The following is a 14924-nucleotide window of genomic DNA, read 5'->3' as shown; positions in this document are numbered from 1 at the left end:
AAATGAGATGAGTGAATCAATCAAAGAGCAAAGTGAAGGCATAAATATGATAAATCAATCAGTTGCTCAAATAGATAATCTAACAAAAGAAAATGTTGTAATTGCTAACCAAGCAAATGAAGTAACATCAGAAGTAGATGAGATGGCTAAAGCTATAGTTGAAGAGGTTAGGAAGAAGAGGTTTTAACTTCTTTCTTTAGAGTTTTAAACAAACTCAAATTTGTTTAAATAAGACTACAAAACAAATTATAAATTTTATTGTTAAGGGGGAAGAGGCTTGAATTACGGTCTGCTTGCAGTTGCGAGCTTGCGAAGAAAAGAAGCTCCCTTCCCCCTTAACAATCCCCCAACCCCTACGACGTTCAAGGTGCATGCAATGGTGCTGAAGCACTGCATGCGGTTTATTCTAAAAAGCTTACCTTTAATTTTAAAATTTCATGTGCGAGTAATTTCGGCTCTGATTTTAGTGGCAAGCTTTGCGAGACCTAAAATCAGTAGTCAATTCTTAGGAGTGAATGGAATTTTAAAATTTGAAAAATAGCAAATTTCTATTTTTAAAATCTCAACTTTAAATTTGTAAATTTCTTTTTATTCAAAAGGGAGACAAGGGGACTTAAGTTACGAAGCCGTCCCCTTGTCTCCCTTTAATCCCACGTCTGCTTGCAGTTACGAGGCGAAGCCCGAGTAAAATCCCCTCGCACGTTAGAAGTGGCATGCCTCAGTGCTTTGCACTACATGCGAATTAAAACTCCAGAAAGTTTAAATTTAGTGATATGGTGTATTTGCTCATAAATTCTAAAATTTTAGAGATATTTATTATTTTATATATAAATTATATGTATTTTTATTTGTAAAATTTTACAAAATTTCAAGTCTTGCGCTGATGTCAGCAACGCCTTTTGAATACATCGCAGAAGTGACTATCGCATCGGCATTTGCATAATCTTTTGCATTTGATAAATTTACGCCGCCAGCTGCTAGTATCATAGTATTTGGTGAAATTTCATCTCTTAAAGCTAGCACGTTTTTGATAAGCTCTGGGCTAAATTTATCGCACTGCACGACGTCACATTTTACTTTCAAAAGTTTGTTCGCCTCATCTAAATTTTCAGCCTCGACGCAGATCTTTCGCTCGACCATTTTGGCTTTAAATTCTGGCAAATGTGACAGAAATTCATCAAAGCTAGCGTAGGCTTTTATGTGGTTTTTGAAGAAAAGAACGCTGTCGCTAAGTCCAAGTCTGTGCATACCGCCACCGCCTTCAAGCACGGCTTTTACGCAAAATTTCTTCGCAAATGGGAAGCTCTTTCTGGTTGCTAAGACTTCGCATTTTTCATTGACGCTTTTTGCAGCTTTTACTGTTTTGTTTGTGTAGGTTGCGATGGCGCTAGCATATTCTAGTGCGACTTGAGCCAGTTTCCAAGCCTTATGCACATCTTCGTAGCTACCATAAATTTTTATGATCACATCGCCAGCCTTGCAAATTTGAGAGTTTTTGACAAAAATTTCGCTCTCGCAGCCAAGTAGCCTTGCTATGCTTGCTGCCACATCTACACAGCTAACGCAAATTTCATCACGCGAGTAAATTTCAAGCGAGGCTTTTTTATCGATATCTTGAAGCGACGTTGTGAGGTCAAAGTAGGGTAGATCCTCATTGATGTAGTCTAAAATTTCAGCGTCGCTTAGTCTCATTTTATGCCTTTTTTGAAGCGGTTTTTGCTTTTACGATCATCTTTTTAAAGATGCCGTTGTCGTAAAGTCCAGCGTGGTAAAGCGCAAAGCATGTAAATGCGATGCCAGAAGCTACGTGGAATTTTTTAACAGATCTATTTTTCATAAAAAGTGCGCTTAGGCAAACAGATGCCAAAGTGACGCTCATGCCGACCTTTGCTACTTGTCTATGAGTGTTTAGATCTAGCAGTTTGCCGCTTATCTTTATATCTTTTCCCAAATTTTCTCCTTTAGTTTTTGCCCCAGCAGCTTGTATTTTTGATGCCTAGACTCTCTGGGTCAAATTCTGGATTTTTACCAGCTTTTCTTTGAGCTTCGTAGTCTCTTATCGCTATTATCACCACTTTTGATAGTAAGAAAATGGCGATGATATTTATCGTAGCCATAGCGGCCATCGTGATATCAGCGATATTCCAAGCTAGTTTTAAGTTCATCTGAGCGCCTATAAATATCATAATCACTGCAGTGATCTTAAATGCTAGAGTTAAATTTTTACTTTTTGTTAGAAATTTCATATTTGCCTGTGCGTAGTAGTAGTTGCCGATGAGCGATGTGATGGCAAATAGCACTACTGCAAGGGTCGTAAAGTGTAGCCCAAAGTCGCCAAAATACTCTTTCATTGCTGCTTGAACGAGAGGTAGGGCGGTTAGCACTTCGCCACTTACGCCAGTTTGTTTTGTAAGATATGCCTGAGAAAAAAGCACGATCATACCAGAGGCGACGCATATCGTCATATCGATAAAGACAGCCATTGCTTGCACTAGCCCTTGTTTGACTGGGTGGCTTGTGTGCGCCGCAGCCGCTGCGTTTGGCGCTGAGCCCATGCCAGCCTCGTTTGAGAAAAGTCCTCTTTTTATGCCTATTACGATCACGCTTCCAGCAAATCCACCAAAGATCGCTTTAAAATCAAAGGCGCTTTCTATGATCATCTTGATGACGGCTGGAATTTCTTTGAAATTTAAAACGATCGCGATGATAGCTAGCAAGATGTAAGTAAGCGCCATGAAAGGCACGATATATGAGCTAACTTTGCCGATGATATGGCTCTTGCTAAAAAACATCACAGCTGTAAATGCTGTAAGGATAAGCCCGATGCCAATAGGCAAGCCACTTTGCGCAAAGGTGATGTTGCTGCCTGCTTTGTCGTAGTAAATTTCAAAAGCAGAGGTCATGGTGTAGCTTTGAAGCCCATTAAAACCATAAGCATAGGTGATGATAAGGATGATGGCAAACAAAGAACCAAGCCACTTTATGCCAAGTCCGTTTTTTATGTAATAAGCCGGTCCGCCTTTAAAGCCAAAGACATCTTTGGTCTTATAAATTTGAGCCAAAGTGCTCTCGATAAAGGCTGAAGCTGAGCCTAAAAATGCCATCAAACACATCCAAAAAAGTGCTCCTGGACCACCTGCGACGATGGCAGCTGAAATTCCAGCGATGTTGCCGATGCCGACACGCGAAGCAGTCGATATCATCAGTGCTTGAAACGGCGTTAGATGGTGCTTGTTATACTTGTCCTTTTTCTCTACCAGAACTCTGCAAGCTTCAAAGAACATCCTAAACTGCACAAAACGGGTAAGGTAGCTAAAGTAAATTCCTGAAGCTACAAGGATGATAACCAAAAAATATCCATATAAAAAGTCGTTGGCTACATCCATTTTGCCGTTTAAAAAGTTTAAGAAATTCTCAAACACCATCTATCCTTTCAAATTTATTTTGACTTGATCTTCACGCCCTTCATTGAGTTGAGCAGAAGCCAGATCGTCGTGCCATTGTGAAGCATGGCAGTTGCTATTGGATTTAGCATGCCAAGCGTTGCGGCACTTAGTATGGCTGTATTTACGCCAACGGTCGAGCGGAAATTTGAGCTAATTAACTTCATAGTTTTATTAGCAAGCTCTTTTGCAAGCGCTACGCTCATGATGTCATCTTTTAAAAGGCTTATATCAGCTGTTGCTTTAGCGATATCAGCACCTTTGTGCATGCTTATGCCAACATTTGCTTTTGTTAAGCTTGGCGCGTCATTTATGCCATCACCTACAAAAGCGACCTTTTTGCCCTCACTCTTTAGCTCTTCGATGATCGCTGCTTTATCAGTTGGCAAGCACTCAGCATAGACCCTGTCAAGCCCCAGCTCGCGCGCTACCTCTTCAGCTTTGCTCTTTATGTCGCCACTTAGCATAACTATCTCTTTCACGCCAAGATTTCGTAGTTTTGCCACCATATCTTTAGCGTTTGCTCTCATATCATCTTTCATGGCTATGACGCCAACAAGCTCTTTGTCGTATCCTACATAAAGCAGGGTTAAACCGCTTTGCAAAGCCTTATTTATAAGCGTTTCGTGAGCTTTAAAGCTTATCATCTCATCGTCTTCTAAAAAGTGCCTACTGCCGATAACGACCTCTTTGCCGTGCATCGCAGTTTTTACACCGTGAGCCACGATAAATTCAACCTCGTCGTGGTGGATGTGGCTAAATCCACGCTTGTTTGCAGCCTCAACTATCGCTTCAGCTACTGGGTGGAAGTAGTGTTCCTCGGCACTTGCGGTTAAATTTAAGATATCAGCCTCTGAAAATCCATCTTTAAAAGAGTAAATTTCAACCACACTTAGGCGTCCGTGAGTTAGAGTGCCGGTTTTGTCAAAGACAAATGTATCAACCGAGCTTAGAGCCTCGATCGCCTTTGCACCTTTTATGAGGATGCCGTTTCTGCCAGCTTTTGAGATGCTTGACTTAAACGCAACTGGCGTAGCAAGCTTAAGCGCACAAGAGTAATCAGCTTGAAGCACGCTTGCAACGCTGTTCATATTTTTATTTATAACATACGAAAGCCCAGCAAGAGAGAGTGTGACCGGCACTAGTTTATCAGCTAGTTTTAGAGCTTTTACGCCGATGGCTGATTTTTCATTAAGTGAAGTTTGGATGTACTCTTTGATCCTTGCGGTTGCGGTGTCGCTACCTACGTTTTCAGCCCAAATTTTGATCCTGCCTTCATCGACAACAGTGCCACTTATGACGCGGTCGCCTCTAGCTTTTGCCACTGGTTCTGCCTCTCCAGTCATTGAGACTTGATTGACGTCAGCATTGCCCTCGACGATGTAGCCATCAACGCCTATCGTCTCGCCAGCTCCGACTACTACGATGTCGCCTTTTTTTAAATTTTCGGTTTTTACCTTTTCAAGCGTCTTTTCACCGTTTAAATTTCGCTCAACCCAGACCTCTTCGATGTTTGGTTTGGCTAGCTCTTTGATGAGATCATCACTTCTGTGGCTAGCACTTTCTTCCATGTATTCGCCGATATTTATCATCAAATTTGTGCTATTTGCAGCCAAATGATCGCCCATTGCAAGGCTTGTGCCAATAGCTGTTGCTTCAAGCACTTTTGAGGTGATGCCCTCATGCCTTAGCTCTTTTGCGCCTTCTATTAAATTTGGAGCTGTGGCGTAAAGAGTCACGGCTGATTTTAGAGTTTTATTACTCATAAATGGCGTTACACCAAGTGCAGCAGCAGCTTTGTAGATATTTGCTTTGCTAGGCAGGCTCTCATCTTTTGGCTTGGTTGGAAAATCATAGCTTTTTATAAAATCTAAAATTTTCTCATAGCTCTTATCAAACTCGACAACGATGCTCTTTGCGTATTTATTTACACGCACGCTTTTTGCATCGGTTCGCTCTGAGATCGCAGCCTCTATGGCGCTAACATCGCTTCTAGCGTTTAGGCTCTCGCAAATAAACCTCGCTCTATTTTTGCTCTTGTGAGCTAGAGTGACCTTATTTTTGTGAGTCAAGTTCAGCTTTGACATCTTCAAAACGCTCTTTTAGTTCTTCTATGCCAGCGTTTATTAGCTCGCCACCTTTGATGATCGCTTTAAATACGCACTCTTGTGCTTTTGGATTAGTTAGCACATAAGCTGCTATGCCGCCTAAAAGTAGGCCTTTTACAAAGCCAGCTGCGTTAAAATTTTCAGGCACAAATGGTAAATTTTGAGCTGCATTGTTTATCGCATTATCAACCGCACTTGGCTGAGTTGCTGCAGTATTATTTACCGCACTTGCGTTTTCTTCATTGATATAAGGGTTATTCATTATTTACTCTCCAATTTTATTAGTTCTTCAGCTATCAAAAGACCGCCGATGCCAGCTGCAGTAAAAGCTGCTGCGTTTAGATATTTTTTTTGTGCTATCAAATTTGAAGCATGAATGCCAACAGCACCTACAAAACCGCCAGTTACGGCGTATTTTGCTATCTTTTTAGCGACATCTTTTTTAGTCGCTCTGTTGTTTAGATAGTCGCTAAAGCCAAGCGCAGCCGCACCCATGCCAGCGATCAAGGCTCCACTGATGAAGTGATCAAATGGAAGTCTTGTATTTGAAAGTGTAAAAAGACTATTTTCTTGCATTCTCTATCCTTAAGCTATATCGTTTGGTGTGATAGCTTTTGGAGCTGCTGGCTTTTTAGCACGTGGTTTTCTTGTTTTTTTAACCACTTTTTCAGCCTCTTTTTCTACTTTTTTAGCACCATGTTTTGCTTTTTTCTCTTCTTTTACTATAAAGTCTTTTGCATCTTTTGCAACGCTTTTACCTTTTTTGTAAAGATCTTTTGCAGCCTCTTTGCCTTTATCAAAGCCATCTTGGGCATACTCTTTGATCTTATCTCTTTTATTCCAAGCAGCTATTGCTAAACCGCCTACTGCTAAACCTGCTAAAAATGGTAATGCCATTTTAAATCCTTTCTTTGTTTGATTTTGTAAATTATTCATCTTCTTCATCCTTATTAAAATTTTTGCTAACTACTGAAATGCCTAATGCCCCAAGCGCAAGCCCGCTAAAAAACGAGAAATTTGGATTATTAGTTATCTTTGCTAACTCGCTTTTATCAGCCTTGCCACTTGCGATATTTTGCAAGCTTTTAGTTATCTCATTAAAGTCATTTTGATAGCTTTCTAAAATATTTGTTATGCCATTTTGCTCAAAATTTTGCGAAATTTCATTTAAATTTAGCTCATTTTTTGCTCCAGCTCCACTATAAATTTCTTTTAAGCAGTGCTTTAAAGAGGCGATATATTCGTTATTTGAAGTAGCCCAAAGTCTAAAAAATAGATCTTTTAGCTCTTCATCATCTAAGCTTTCACAAAATTTCTCATACATTTTGTTTAGCTCATTTTCATAGTTTAGTGCCTCTATCAGCGCATCTTCTTTATTTTTTGCTGGCAAAAAGATAGCTTCATTTTCGCAAACAAGCTCATACTCATGCGCACTTGCAAATTTCTCTATCAAAATGATCGCATTTTTTCTCACGCTTGCGATTTGATCAAATACTTCGCCAAATGAAGCTAGGCTTTCATATAACCTAAGTGCGTTTTTTTCGCTCGTATAAGAGGCGTTTAAAAGCTCATTAAGCATATTTTACTTCTCTTGCTACTTCATTTACTTTAGCTGAAATTTCTTCTAAATTTTGCCCTTTTAAGAGATCCTCCCAGAGATTTTTAGGGAAAATTTCATGATCGTATTCGATCGTTACAGAGCCGATTAGCTTGTTAAATTTAACATTTTTTATGCCATTTATCTGAGCTATCATGTCATCTAAACTGGCTAAATTTACGCTGCTGCTTAGCTCTTTGATCTTTGGGCTAACTCTTACTCTTAGTCTGCCATTTGTGTGAGCTATCATCGAAAAATAGCTTGCAACTTGTGCTAAAGTTTGTGTTTTTATATCCATTTTCATCCTTTTATTTTGTCTGCGTATTATCTAATCTGTAACTTAAACAAATCTGAAATTTTTTTGTCTTTCATTATCAAAAAGTAAAATGAAATGATAAATTTAAATCCCATTTTTTGCTTGGCAATCACTGCAAATTCCATAAAGTATCATCTTATGAGACTCTGCACTAAATGATCTTTGACTACAAATTTGATCTTGTCTTTGCTCTATCATCTCATCTTCAAAATCAACCACTTTGCCGCAAATTTCACATATCAAGTGATCGTGAGAGGATTTTAAATTTAGCTCATAATTTTTAACACCATTTTGCTCAAAACTATTTGCCAGATGGTGCTCCTCAAGAAAATTTAAAAAGGTATATATCGAAGTCATTGAAATTTCATTTTTGTAAGTTTCATAAATTTTTTGGCAAATTTCTTGAGCATTTAGATGCGACTTGCTAGTAAAAAGCACACGCAAAATTTGCTCTTTTATCTCTGAGCCTTTTTGACCAAAAGCTTTTAAAAACTCATTAAAATGCTTGTAAAATAGTTCAAAGTCTTCCACAAAATCCCTATCAAATTGATAATGAAAGTAAAGATTTTACAACTTTGCTACTAAAAAATGCATAAAATTTCTTACGAATTTAAAGTAAAGTATTTTATAAGCTTCTTTTGGTATAGTTTCGCATTTTTTAAATCAGAATTAAGGAACGAAATGACTTACGACGAGCTAGAATTAGACGCCGTTTTGTTAGAGGTTTTGGAAAATAGAGGCAGCTTTGACTCGATGGATGACGAAGAGCTTTACGAGCTTATCGAGCAAGTCGCGCAATACACTGACGGCGACTACGAAGAGGCGTTTGAATATATGACTCAATTTTCTCCGATCCCTAAAAAACGCTTTGTATCACTATTTATGGTTTAGCAAAAGGCTAAGCCATAATCTTGCTAATTTATAAACTAAATTTCAAAAATCTTTAAAATGCTAAAAAAGAGCTTGACTCTTTTAAAAGAGCCAAGATGTGAGGTTTTTATAAGAAGTATTTTGAGGTTATCTCTTTAAATTTAATTGTATATTTGCTAGCTTTTGGGCTGTTGTTGTAGATATCTTCAAATTCATACATTCTATCGTAGTAGTCGTTTGTATCTTGCGCGTTTATCTTAAGTCTTGCCACGTCTAAGCTAACGCCAACAAAAGCTCCACTAGTCTTGCCACGCTCCTCGACAAATGCTGAAATTTCAGGCAAATCGCTAGCTATCGCCACTTCGTTACCAACGCCGCCAGTTGCTTCTGCTTTTAGGCTGATCGTATCTTTTGCGTTAAATAAGCTTGCGTAGGCTTCTGAGTTTTTAAACAAGATGATCATATCAGCCGAGCTATATCCTAGCTGAAGTCCGATGCTGCCAGATGTGTAATTTACAAAAAATGGGCTTGACCACTCGCCATCGTCGTTTTTAGCGATAAATACGCCTTTGCCTTTTGAGCCAGTGATGATCGCACCTGCTTTTGTTACATCTGGGATGATGGCGATGGCTTTGATGCCTGTAAATTTGGTATTTGGTTTTAAATTTCTAGTGCCAAAAGCGTTTAAAATGTTTATCGCATTTTTTAATTTTTGATTTTGGATCACGTCAGCGTTTAAATTTAACGCAAAAAATGAGCCGATCAAAAAGAGCAAAGTTAGAATTTTTTTCATCAAATTTCCTTATTTAAAATTTTTGTTATTATAGCCTAAAATAAACTATTATTTAAAAATTTATTAATGAAATTTTATGAGATTTCATTATAAAATGCCCATTTTTAAGGAAAAAATATGAGCTTAATACTTTTTGTAGAATACGTCGGTATCGCATCAGCTGCGCTTAGTGGCTTTTTATTTGCAGTAAAGAGGGAGTGTGACTGGCTTGGCGTCTTTTTGTCTGCATTTTTGACCGCACTTGGAGGCGGCATCGTGCGTGATATGCTAGTTGGCAGGGCGGTTTATTCATTTACTCACTACATGCCAGTAAGCGTCGTCATCTTTATGCTTGTCGTATCTAGGATCACAAATTTACATATAAAAAGAGATGGTTTGGAGAAGAAATTTGTCTTTATCTTTGCCGATGCGATCGACGTTATCTGCTTTTCTATCGTTGGAGCGATGGTTGCCATCGAGTATAGCTACAACATCTTTGGCGTCATGATGATCGCCTTTTTTAACGGCGTTGGCGGCGGTATCTTAAGAGATATCTTGCTAAATGAAGTCCCATGGTTTTTGCGCACAGGACTTTACGGCACGATAAGCCTTGGCGTGGGGCTTGCCTACTTTATCCTCTATCATCTAGGCCTTAGCAATATATTTTTTACCATGCTGTTGCTAGCTGCTGGCATAACGGTCAGGATGTTTGCATTTTATAGAGGCTGGAAGCTGCCTGATCTATGAAATTTAGCGAGTTTTTTGATATCTGGGTCAATGAAAACTACTATAAATTTGGCGTGGATATTGGCAAAAAGGGTGATTTTTACACAAATGTAAGCGTTGGCTACCTCTTTGGTGCTTGCCTTGCAAACTACTTTGTAAAGCTACTTAAAAATGGCGAAATTTCTAGCTCTTGCAAAGTCGTGGAGATCGGTGCAAACTCTGGCGATATGCTAGCTGATTTTGCACAGGGCATCTTTACGCTTGAGCCAGAAATTTTGCCAAATTTAGAGTTTATCATCATAGAACCTCATGAAATTTTACGCAAAAAACAGCTTAAAACCTTTAAAAGCCACTTTGGTGACGAAGTAAAGATAAAACACTATGAAAATTTGAGCGAGTGCTCGTTTGATGAAATTTTTGTCATCTCAAATGAGCTACTTGACGCATTTAGCTGCGAGGTGATAGACGCAGATAATATGCTTTTTGTGGATGATGAACTAAAATTTTACTGGCAAAAAGCTGATCAAAATTTGCTGGCTCTTGCAAAGAAATTTGGCATAAAAAAGGGCGAGATATCAACTAGCTACGCCAAATTTGCACTCCAGCTTGCAAATGCGGCAAAAAAGGTGAGATTTTTAAGCTTTGACTACGGCGAATTTGAACCAAAAAATGAGTTTAGCCTAAGAGTTTTTAAGGATCATCAAGTTTTTTCATTGTTTGAAATTTCAAACCTCGAGCCATATTTTAAAAGCTCAGATCTAACTTATAGCCTTTGTTTTAAGCAGGTAAAAGAGGCTTTCTCTCTGGCTGGCTTTTTGATGCTTAAATTTAAAAAACAAAATGATGCTTTAGTTTGCGACTTTGGCGTGGATGAAATTTTATCTTTGGTACTTGAAAAAGGCAGTAAGCAAGCCTACGAAAACGCTGCAAAACAGGCAAAATTTCTACTCTCGCCCGAGTTTTTAGGCGAGAAGTTTAAATTTATAGAGTTTTTAAAGGGCTAGCCTAGCGATATCAGCGTAACCCGCCTCACAAGCCTTTAAAAGGTCGTTTGGAGCTATCTTTATCTGCTTGCCTCTTACTCCAGCGCTTACTAGCACGTACTCTTGCTCTCTTGCTCGCTCATCGATAAATGTTGCAAAGTGCTTTTTCATAGCAAGTGGCGAGCAGCCGCCTCTGATGTAGCCGGTGATCTTTTCTAGGTCTTTTAAATTTATAAGCTCGCAGCGTTTGGCACCGCACGCATGAGCAAGTGCTTTTAGATCAAGCTCCAGATCGCCTTGCAAGCAGGCAACGACAAAATTTTTAGGCTCGCACTGGCAGACGATCGTCTTATAAATTTGCTTTATATCTTGCTTGGTGCTAGCTGCTACGTGAACGGCTGAAAGATCGTTTAGATCTACTTCATATTCAAGTATCTCATACTCTATTTTTAGCTTGTCTAAAAGCCTAGCGGCGTTGGTTTTATGTATCATCTTTTCTCATTTTTGTGAATTTTTTGTATAATTATAGCCAAAACTTAAAGGAGGAAAGATGGCTGAAGAAGTTGAAGAGAAAAAAGCAAAAAAAGGTGGCAATGGCGCTTTGATGATAATCATCATCGCGATATTTGTTTTATTGCTAGTTATCGGAGGGCTAGTGGCGTTTTTGATGCTTAGTTCTGACGAGCCAAAAGAGGCAAATATGGCGCAAACACCAGCTCAGACTCAAACTCAACCAGCACCCGCTCAAAACAAAGCAAAACGCGGTGGCAACGACTATTCGAACATGGGACCGATATATCCGCTCGATCAGTTTGTCGTAAATTTACTTAGTGAAAATGGCTCGAGATTTCTTAAAACTAAGATCGATCTAGAGCAAAGCGACGAGCTACTAACTGCCGAGCTTGATAAGAAAAAGGCACTTTTAAGAGATATCATCATAAGAACGCTCTCTTCTAAAACTTACGAAGAAGTAAGCACTGCAAAGGGCAAAGATAGGCTAAAAGACGAGATCGTCGGCAAGCTAAATGAAGTGCTAAATGATGGCTACATCAAAAACATATTTTTTACTGATTTCGTGGTGCAATGATAGGCATCGATATCGTTAAGATAGATAGGATTTCAAGACTTAAGGCTCGTCACGGCGAGCTTTTTTTAAAGAGATTTTTAAGTGATAGCGAGATCGCGCTAGCAAAAAATGATGCGACTTTGGCTGGATTTTGGGCGGCCAAAGAAGCAGCTAGCAAAGCCCTTGGTGTGGGCATCAGCAAGGAGTGTGGTTTTTTAGACATTATGCTCAGTAAAGACGCAAGAAACGCACCAAAGATAAAATTTAGCCCAAGAATTTATACAAGCTTTAACATCAAAGAAGCAAGCCTTAGTATAACTCACGACGGCGGATTTGCCGTAGCTGCAGTGATGATCGTGTGAAATTTATCTTTTTTAACTTTTAGCTACTTTTTGATGTAAAGCCTAATTTACAAACAAATACTTATATAAACTTTTTTACAAAAAAGACGAAATTTGATGTAACCTTTGGTGATCATAAAAACTAAGGATAGTAAAATGCAAATTTCTAATAATCTTTCAACCCATAACCATCTCTCAAGAGAGAACATAGCAAGGGAGATGGGTTTTAAATTTAATGATATAAACGAGATACTTAGTAACGATATGGGTCATAGTATGACATTTTCTAAGTATGCAAGGCTAGATGATAAAGAAAGAGCAAGAGAATACGACAGATATGATCACTCACTCACTGGCTTCGTAAAAGGTGAAGGAGAGCCAAAAGTAAGCATACTTGGCAAGCTAATGGGTTATGACGACGCTTTTTCAAAAGATGAGATAGATGAGCTAAAGAAATTTATAGATGATAGCGGTGCTTTAGGGCTTGAGAGAAATCCAGCGTTTGAGCCAAAGGGAATTTTCAAAGATCCATTAAATAGTAAAAAGCTTAGCGTTGATGATTTTATAGATCAGTTTGCAAATAAAAAAATCCTCTCTTTTATAGCTTTTGGCGGTAGTAAGACAGCTGAACTGCTTGATAGCGATATGAGTGTTGATGAGTTTAAAGGTAAATGGGCTAAATTTGCACTAAATGAGCGCTTTGGTTTAGAGCTTGACGAGGGTCTAGCAAAGGAAACTATAAATTCCATCAACGATCTTGAAACACAAAACGAAGAAGATAAAAAAGAGAAGAAATTTACACCTATACAAGTTACTAAAAAATCTCAAACCTATAAGCTTGAAGCCGATGAGAGATTTAAGGAGATATATAAATTTATAAAGAGTGAATTTGATAGTGGCAAGAGTATGTTTGAAATTTTAGAAAAAGTGGCAAAGCTTAAAGTGGATAAGACGGCGTAAGGGGTGGAGCTGAAATGATAACTAGCATAAAACGGACTTAGCAACACACCGATACAAGATAACACTATCCAAAAAGAAAATACAATAGAAAATGTAGCCAAAAAAGGCAAGCAAGACAAAAGCGTCAGCGAAGAGAAATTTGATTACTCAAAGTATATGTTTAGACCCTGGACTGATAATGTAAAAGAATTTATTGATATAGACCAAAGTAAAGAGGGCTGGATAACAGAAACCATAGAGAAGATAGACAATATGCTTTCAAAAAAGTATAGCTATACCATTGATGAAAGGCGAGCTTTATTATCAAAATATCCAGAGAACTTAGAGGAATTTGAGATCAATGTATTACAATCTCACATGGACTGGTTGCTTTCTAACTCAGTAGATGGCAAGCCAACAATATCTGGGCTAATGGTTGGTATCGGCACAGCAGAACAAGAGGCTGAGCTAGAAGATTTTATGAAATCATTTTCTGAAGATACAATGATGAGTAATGATGGTGCTAGATTGTTTGCTAGAGCTGATCTAAGTATAGAAGAGTTTAAAAAGCTTTATAGAGAAGATGTAGAAAAAACTACGAAAGAGCATAAAGAATTTCTAGCCAAACTACACAAAGAAGAGCAAGAATACAATGCAAATTTCGCCAAAGAGCAAAGCGAGAAGAAATTTAAACCTATGCAGGTTAAGAAGAAGTATGAGACCTATGATATAAACAAGGATCAGAAATTTCTATATGCAAGAGAGCTTTTAAATTTCAAAGAAAAAAGAGGCATAGATGTCTTGGAGCTTATGCAAAAGATAGATAAGAAGCAAATTTTAAATAAGATGGCTTGATGGATAAAGTAGAACGACCTTGTCATAGGGGTAACTTAGTAGCGACTATAAAGATGAATTTAAACCTTTTTATCGACAACCTTTTTACCATTTTCTTCAAGCTTTTGCATGATACGAAGCACATCAATACCTCGTTCTCTCTCAAGCTCTTGAAGCTTAAGTAAAAACGAAAATTTCTCATCCTTAGTAATGTCATAAGTTTCAGTATTTTTGCTTTCAGCTTGTATAGGAGTAAATTTTTTCTCTTTGGTGTCGTCTTTTTCTTCTTCAACGCTCTCTATATCCTGAAAACCTTTTTCATTCATCTCTTTTAGTATATTGACAGCATTTTTGGTATCTTCGCCAGATAAAGTTATATTAAACCGCTCTTTTAGTGCATATTTAGCCCACTCCTCTTTAAACTCATCAACGCTCATATCACTATCAAGCAGATCAATAGTCCTTGAGTTTTGCATAAATAGCAGTTGGTGATTGCCACGATATTCATTTAAAAATTCATTTACAGTATATGGGGTATCTCTTAAAATTTTTGGCTTATCATTGTCTGGTTTTGCTTGCTGACCTTGTATATACTCTACAAATAAACCCTTGCTTTCATTTATGAAATTTTTAAGATCTAATAGCTGCTCGCTTGTAAAGTCAGGATCATAACCTCTAAGCTTTCCTATGATAGTGACTTTTGCTTCATCGCCTTTTGTAAAGCCAGATAGTGGATATATGTGTCTATCATAAGCCGCAGCTTGAGCTTTTCTATCAAGCCTTGCGTATTCAGGAAAGCTCATACCATATCCCATATTGTTATCAAGGATCTCGTTTATATCATTAAATTTAAACCCCATCTCACTAGCTATGTGTTCTCTAGACAGATAAGGATAAGGCGAGCTAGAAATTTGCATTTTACTATCCTT

Annotated in this window: 21 protein-coding genes; 8 read left to right on the top strand and 13 right to left on the bottom strand. The window is 38.2% G+C overall.

The window, feature by feature from the left end; genetic code table 11:
- Positions 1 to 187 (top strand): hypothetical protein (locus tag HMPREF1019_RS01780; protein ID WP_009293955.1); only part of this gene is annotated, 187 nt, incomplete at its 5' end.
- A 671-nt stretch (positions 188 to 858) separates the two neighbouring features.
- Here the strand turns inward: HMPREF1019_RS01780 and modD are convergent.
- The 10 genes from modD to HMPREF1019_RS01730 form a co-directional block, all read right to left on the bottom strand.
- Positions 859 to 1692, bottom strand: coding sequence for a ModD protein (modD, locus tag HMPREF1019_RS01775; protein WP_009293954.1), 834 nt, complete (start codon positions 1690 to 1692; stop codon positions 859 to 861).
- Position 1693: 1 nt separating this feature from the next.
- Positions 1694 to 1951: a hypothetical protein gene (locus HMPREF1019_RS01770; protein ID WP_009293953.1), complete on the bottom strand. Its 258-nt coding sequence runs from the start codon at positions 1949 to 1951 to the stop codon at positions 1694 to 1696.
- Positions 1952 to 1961: 10 nt separating this feature from the next.
- Entirely contained in the window at positions 1962 to 3425 is a 1464-nt protein-coding gene (locus HMPREF1019_RS01765; RefSeq protein ID WP_034901006.1) for an alanine/glycine:cation symporter family protein, read from the bottom strand.
- Between the two features lie 14 nt (positions 3426 to 3439).
- Positions 3440 to 5530, bottom strand: a complete 2091-nt coding sequence (locus tag HMPREF1019_RS01760) for a heavy metal translocating P-type ATPase (protein WP_009293951.1) — start codon at positions 5528 to 5530, stop codon at positions 3440 to 3442.
- Positions 5499 to 5813 carry a hypothetical protein gene (locus tag HMPREF1019_RS01755; RefSeq protein WP_009293950.1) on the bottom strand — a complete coding sequence of 105 codons (315 nt, stop codon included), beginning with the start codon at positions 5811 to 5813 and terminating at the stop codon, positions 5499 to 5501. Before HMPREF1019_RS01755 ends, HMPREF1019_RS01760 begins: the two co-directional genes overlap by 32 nt.
- On the bottom strand, positions 5813 to 6127 hold the full coding sequence (locus HMPREF1019_RS01750) for a hypothetical protein (RefSeq protein ID WP_009293949.1): 315 nt from the start codon (positions 6125 to 6127) through the stop codon (positions 5813 to 5815). Before HMPREF1019_RS01750 ends, HMPREF1019_RS01755 begins: the two co-directional genes overlap by 1 nt.
- A 9-nt stretch (positions 6128 to 6136) precedes the next feature.
- On the bottom strand, positions 6137 to 6448 hold the full coding sequence (locus HMPREF1019_RS01745; protein ID WP_050805231.1) for a hypothetical protein: 312 nt from the start codon (positions 6446 to 6448) through the stop codon (positions 6137 to 6139).
- A gap of 31 nt (positions 6449 to 6479) precedes the next feature.
- A complete protein-coding gene (locus HMPREF1019_RS01740; RefSeq protein ID WP_009293947.1) occupies positions 6480 to 7130 on the bottom strand; it encodes a hypothetical protein in 651 nt (216 codons plus the stop codon).
- Positions 7123 to 7446, bottom strand: a complete 324-nt coding sequence (locus tag HMPREF1019_RS01735; protein WP_009293946.1) for an HMA2 domain-containing protein — start codon at positions 7444 to 7446, stop codon at positions 7123 to 7125. The genes HMPREF1019_RS01740 and HMPREF1019_RS01735 overlap by 8 nt, the downstream gene beginning before the upstream one ends.
- Before the next feature lie 102 nt (positions 7447 to 7548).
- The gene (locus HMPREF1019_RS01730; RefSeq protein ID WP_009293945.1) at positions 7549 to 7995 is read right to left on the bottom strand and encodes a Fur family transcriptional regulator; all 447 of its coding nucleotides are present in this window, start codon (positions 7993 to 7995) and stop codon (positions 7549 to 7551) included.
- 150 nt (positions 7996 to 8145) lie between these two features.
- Between HMPREF1019_RS01730 and HMPREF1019_RS01725 the strand changes: the two genes are divergently transcribed.
- Positions 8146 to 8355: a hypothetical protein gene (locus HMPREF1019_RS01725; RefSeq protein ID WP_002942234.1), complete on the top strand. Its 210-nt coding sequence runs from the start codon at positions 8146 to 8148 to the stop codon at positions 8353 to 8355.
- Positions 8356 to 8461: 106 nt separating this feature from the next.
- On the opposite strand, the gene HMPREF1019_RS01720 is transcribed toward HMPREF1019_RS01725, so the two are convergent.
- A complete protein-coding gene (locus HMPREF1019_RS01720) occupies positions 8462 to 9127 on the bottom strand; it encodes a lipid-binding SYLF domain-containing protein (protein ID WP_009293944.1) in 666 nt (221 codons plus the stop codon).
- Positions 9128 to 9244: 117 nt separating this feature from the next.
- Between HMPREF1019_RS01720 and HMPREF1019_RS01715 the strand changes: the two genes are divergently transcribed.
- Both HMPREF1019_RS01715 and HMPREF1019_RS01710 read left to right on the top strand, forming a co-directional pair.
- Positions 9245 to 9853: a trimeric intracellular cation channel family protein gene (locus HMPREF1019_RS01715; protein ID WP_002942237.1), complete on the top strand. Its 609-nt coding sequence runs from the start codon at positions 9245 to 9247 to the stop codon at positions 9851 to 9853.
- A complete protein-coding gene (locus HMPREF1019_RS01710) occupies positions 9850 to 10836 on the top strand; it encodes an SAM-dependent methyltransferase (RefSeq protein ID WP_009293943.1) in 987 nt (328 codons plus the stop codon). The genes HMPREF1019_RS01715 and HMPREF1019_RS01710 overlap by 4 nt, the downstream gene beginning before the upstream one ends.
- On the opposite strand, the gene ybaK is transcribed toward HMPREF1019_RS01710, so the two are convergent.
- Positions 10825 to 11307, bottom strand: a complete 483-nt coding sequence (gene ybaK / locus HMPREF1019_RS01705) for a Cys-tRNA(Pro) deacylase (RefSeq protein WP_009293942.1) — start codon at positions 11305 to 11307, stop codon at positions 10825 to 10827. The two genes, HMPREF1019_RS01710 and ybaK, sit on opposite strands and share 12 nt — an antisense overlap.
- 58 nt (positions 11308 to 11365) lie before the next feature.
- Between ybaK and fliL the strand changes: the two genes are divergently transcribed.
- The 4 genes from fliL (at position 11366) to HMPREF1019_RS01685 (ending at position 14016) form a co-directional block, all read left to right on the top strand.
- Entirely contained in the window at positions 11366 to 11902 is a 537-nt protein-coding gene (fliL, locus tag HMPREF1019_RS01700) for a flagellar basal body-associated protein FliL (protein ID WP_002942267.1), read from the top strand.
- A complete protein-coding gene (gene acpS / locus HMPREF1019_RS01695; RefSeq protein ID WP_009293941.1) occupies positions 11899 to 12243 on the top strand; it encodes a holo-ACP synthase in 345 nt (114 codons plus the stop codon). Before fliL ends, acpS begins: the two co-directional genes overlap by 4 nt.
- 135 nt (positions 12244 to 12378) lie before the next feature.
- A complete protein-coding gene (locus tag HMPREF1019_RS10265) occupies positions 12379 to 13182 on the top strand; it encodes a hypothetical protein (RefSeq protein ID WP_009293940.1) in 804 nt (267 codons plus the stop codon).
- Between the two features lie 156 nt (positions 13183 to 13338).
- The gene (locus tag HMPREF1019_RS01685) at positions 13339 to 14016 is read left to right on the top strand and encodes a hypothetical protein (protein ID WP_009293939.1); all 678 of its coding nucleotides are present in this window, start codon (positions 13339 to 13341) and stop codon (positions 14014 to 14016) included.
- Positions 14017 to 14075: 59 nt separating this feature from the next.
- On the opposite strand, the gene HMPREF1019_RS01680 is transcribed toward HMPREF1019_RS01685, so the two are convergent.
- Complete coding sequence (locus HMPREF1019_RS01680) at positions 14076 to 14912, bottom strand: hypothetical protein (protein ID WP_009293938.1); 837 nt, start codon at positions 14910 to 14912, stop codon at positions 14076 to 14078.
- Positions 14913 to 14924: the final 12 nt, after the last annotated feature.

It is taken from the genome of Campylobacter sp. 10_1_50, assembly GCF_000238755.1.
In the GTDB taxonomy this organism is placed as follows: Bacteria; Campylobacterota; Campylobacteria; order Campylobacterales; family Campylobacteraceae; genus Campylobacter_A; species Campylobacter_A concisus_R.
The sequence above is the reverse complement of the archived record's forward strand: the minus strand, read 5'-3'. Positions and strand labels throughout refer to the sequence as shown.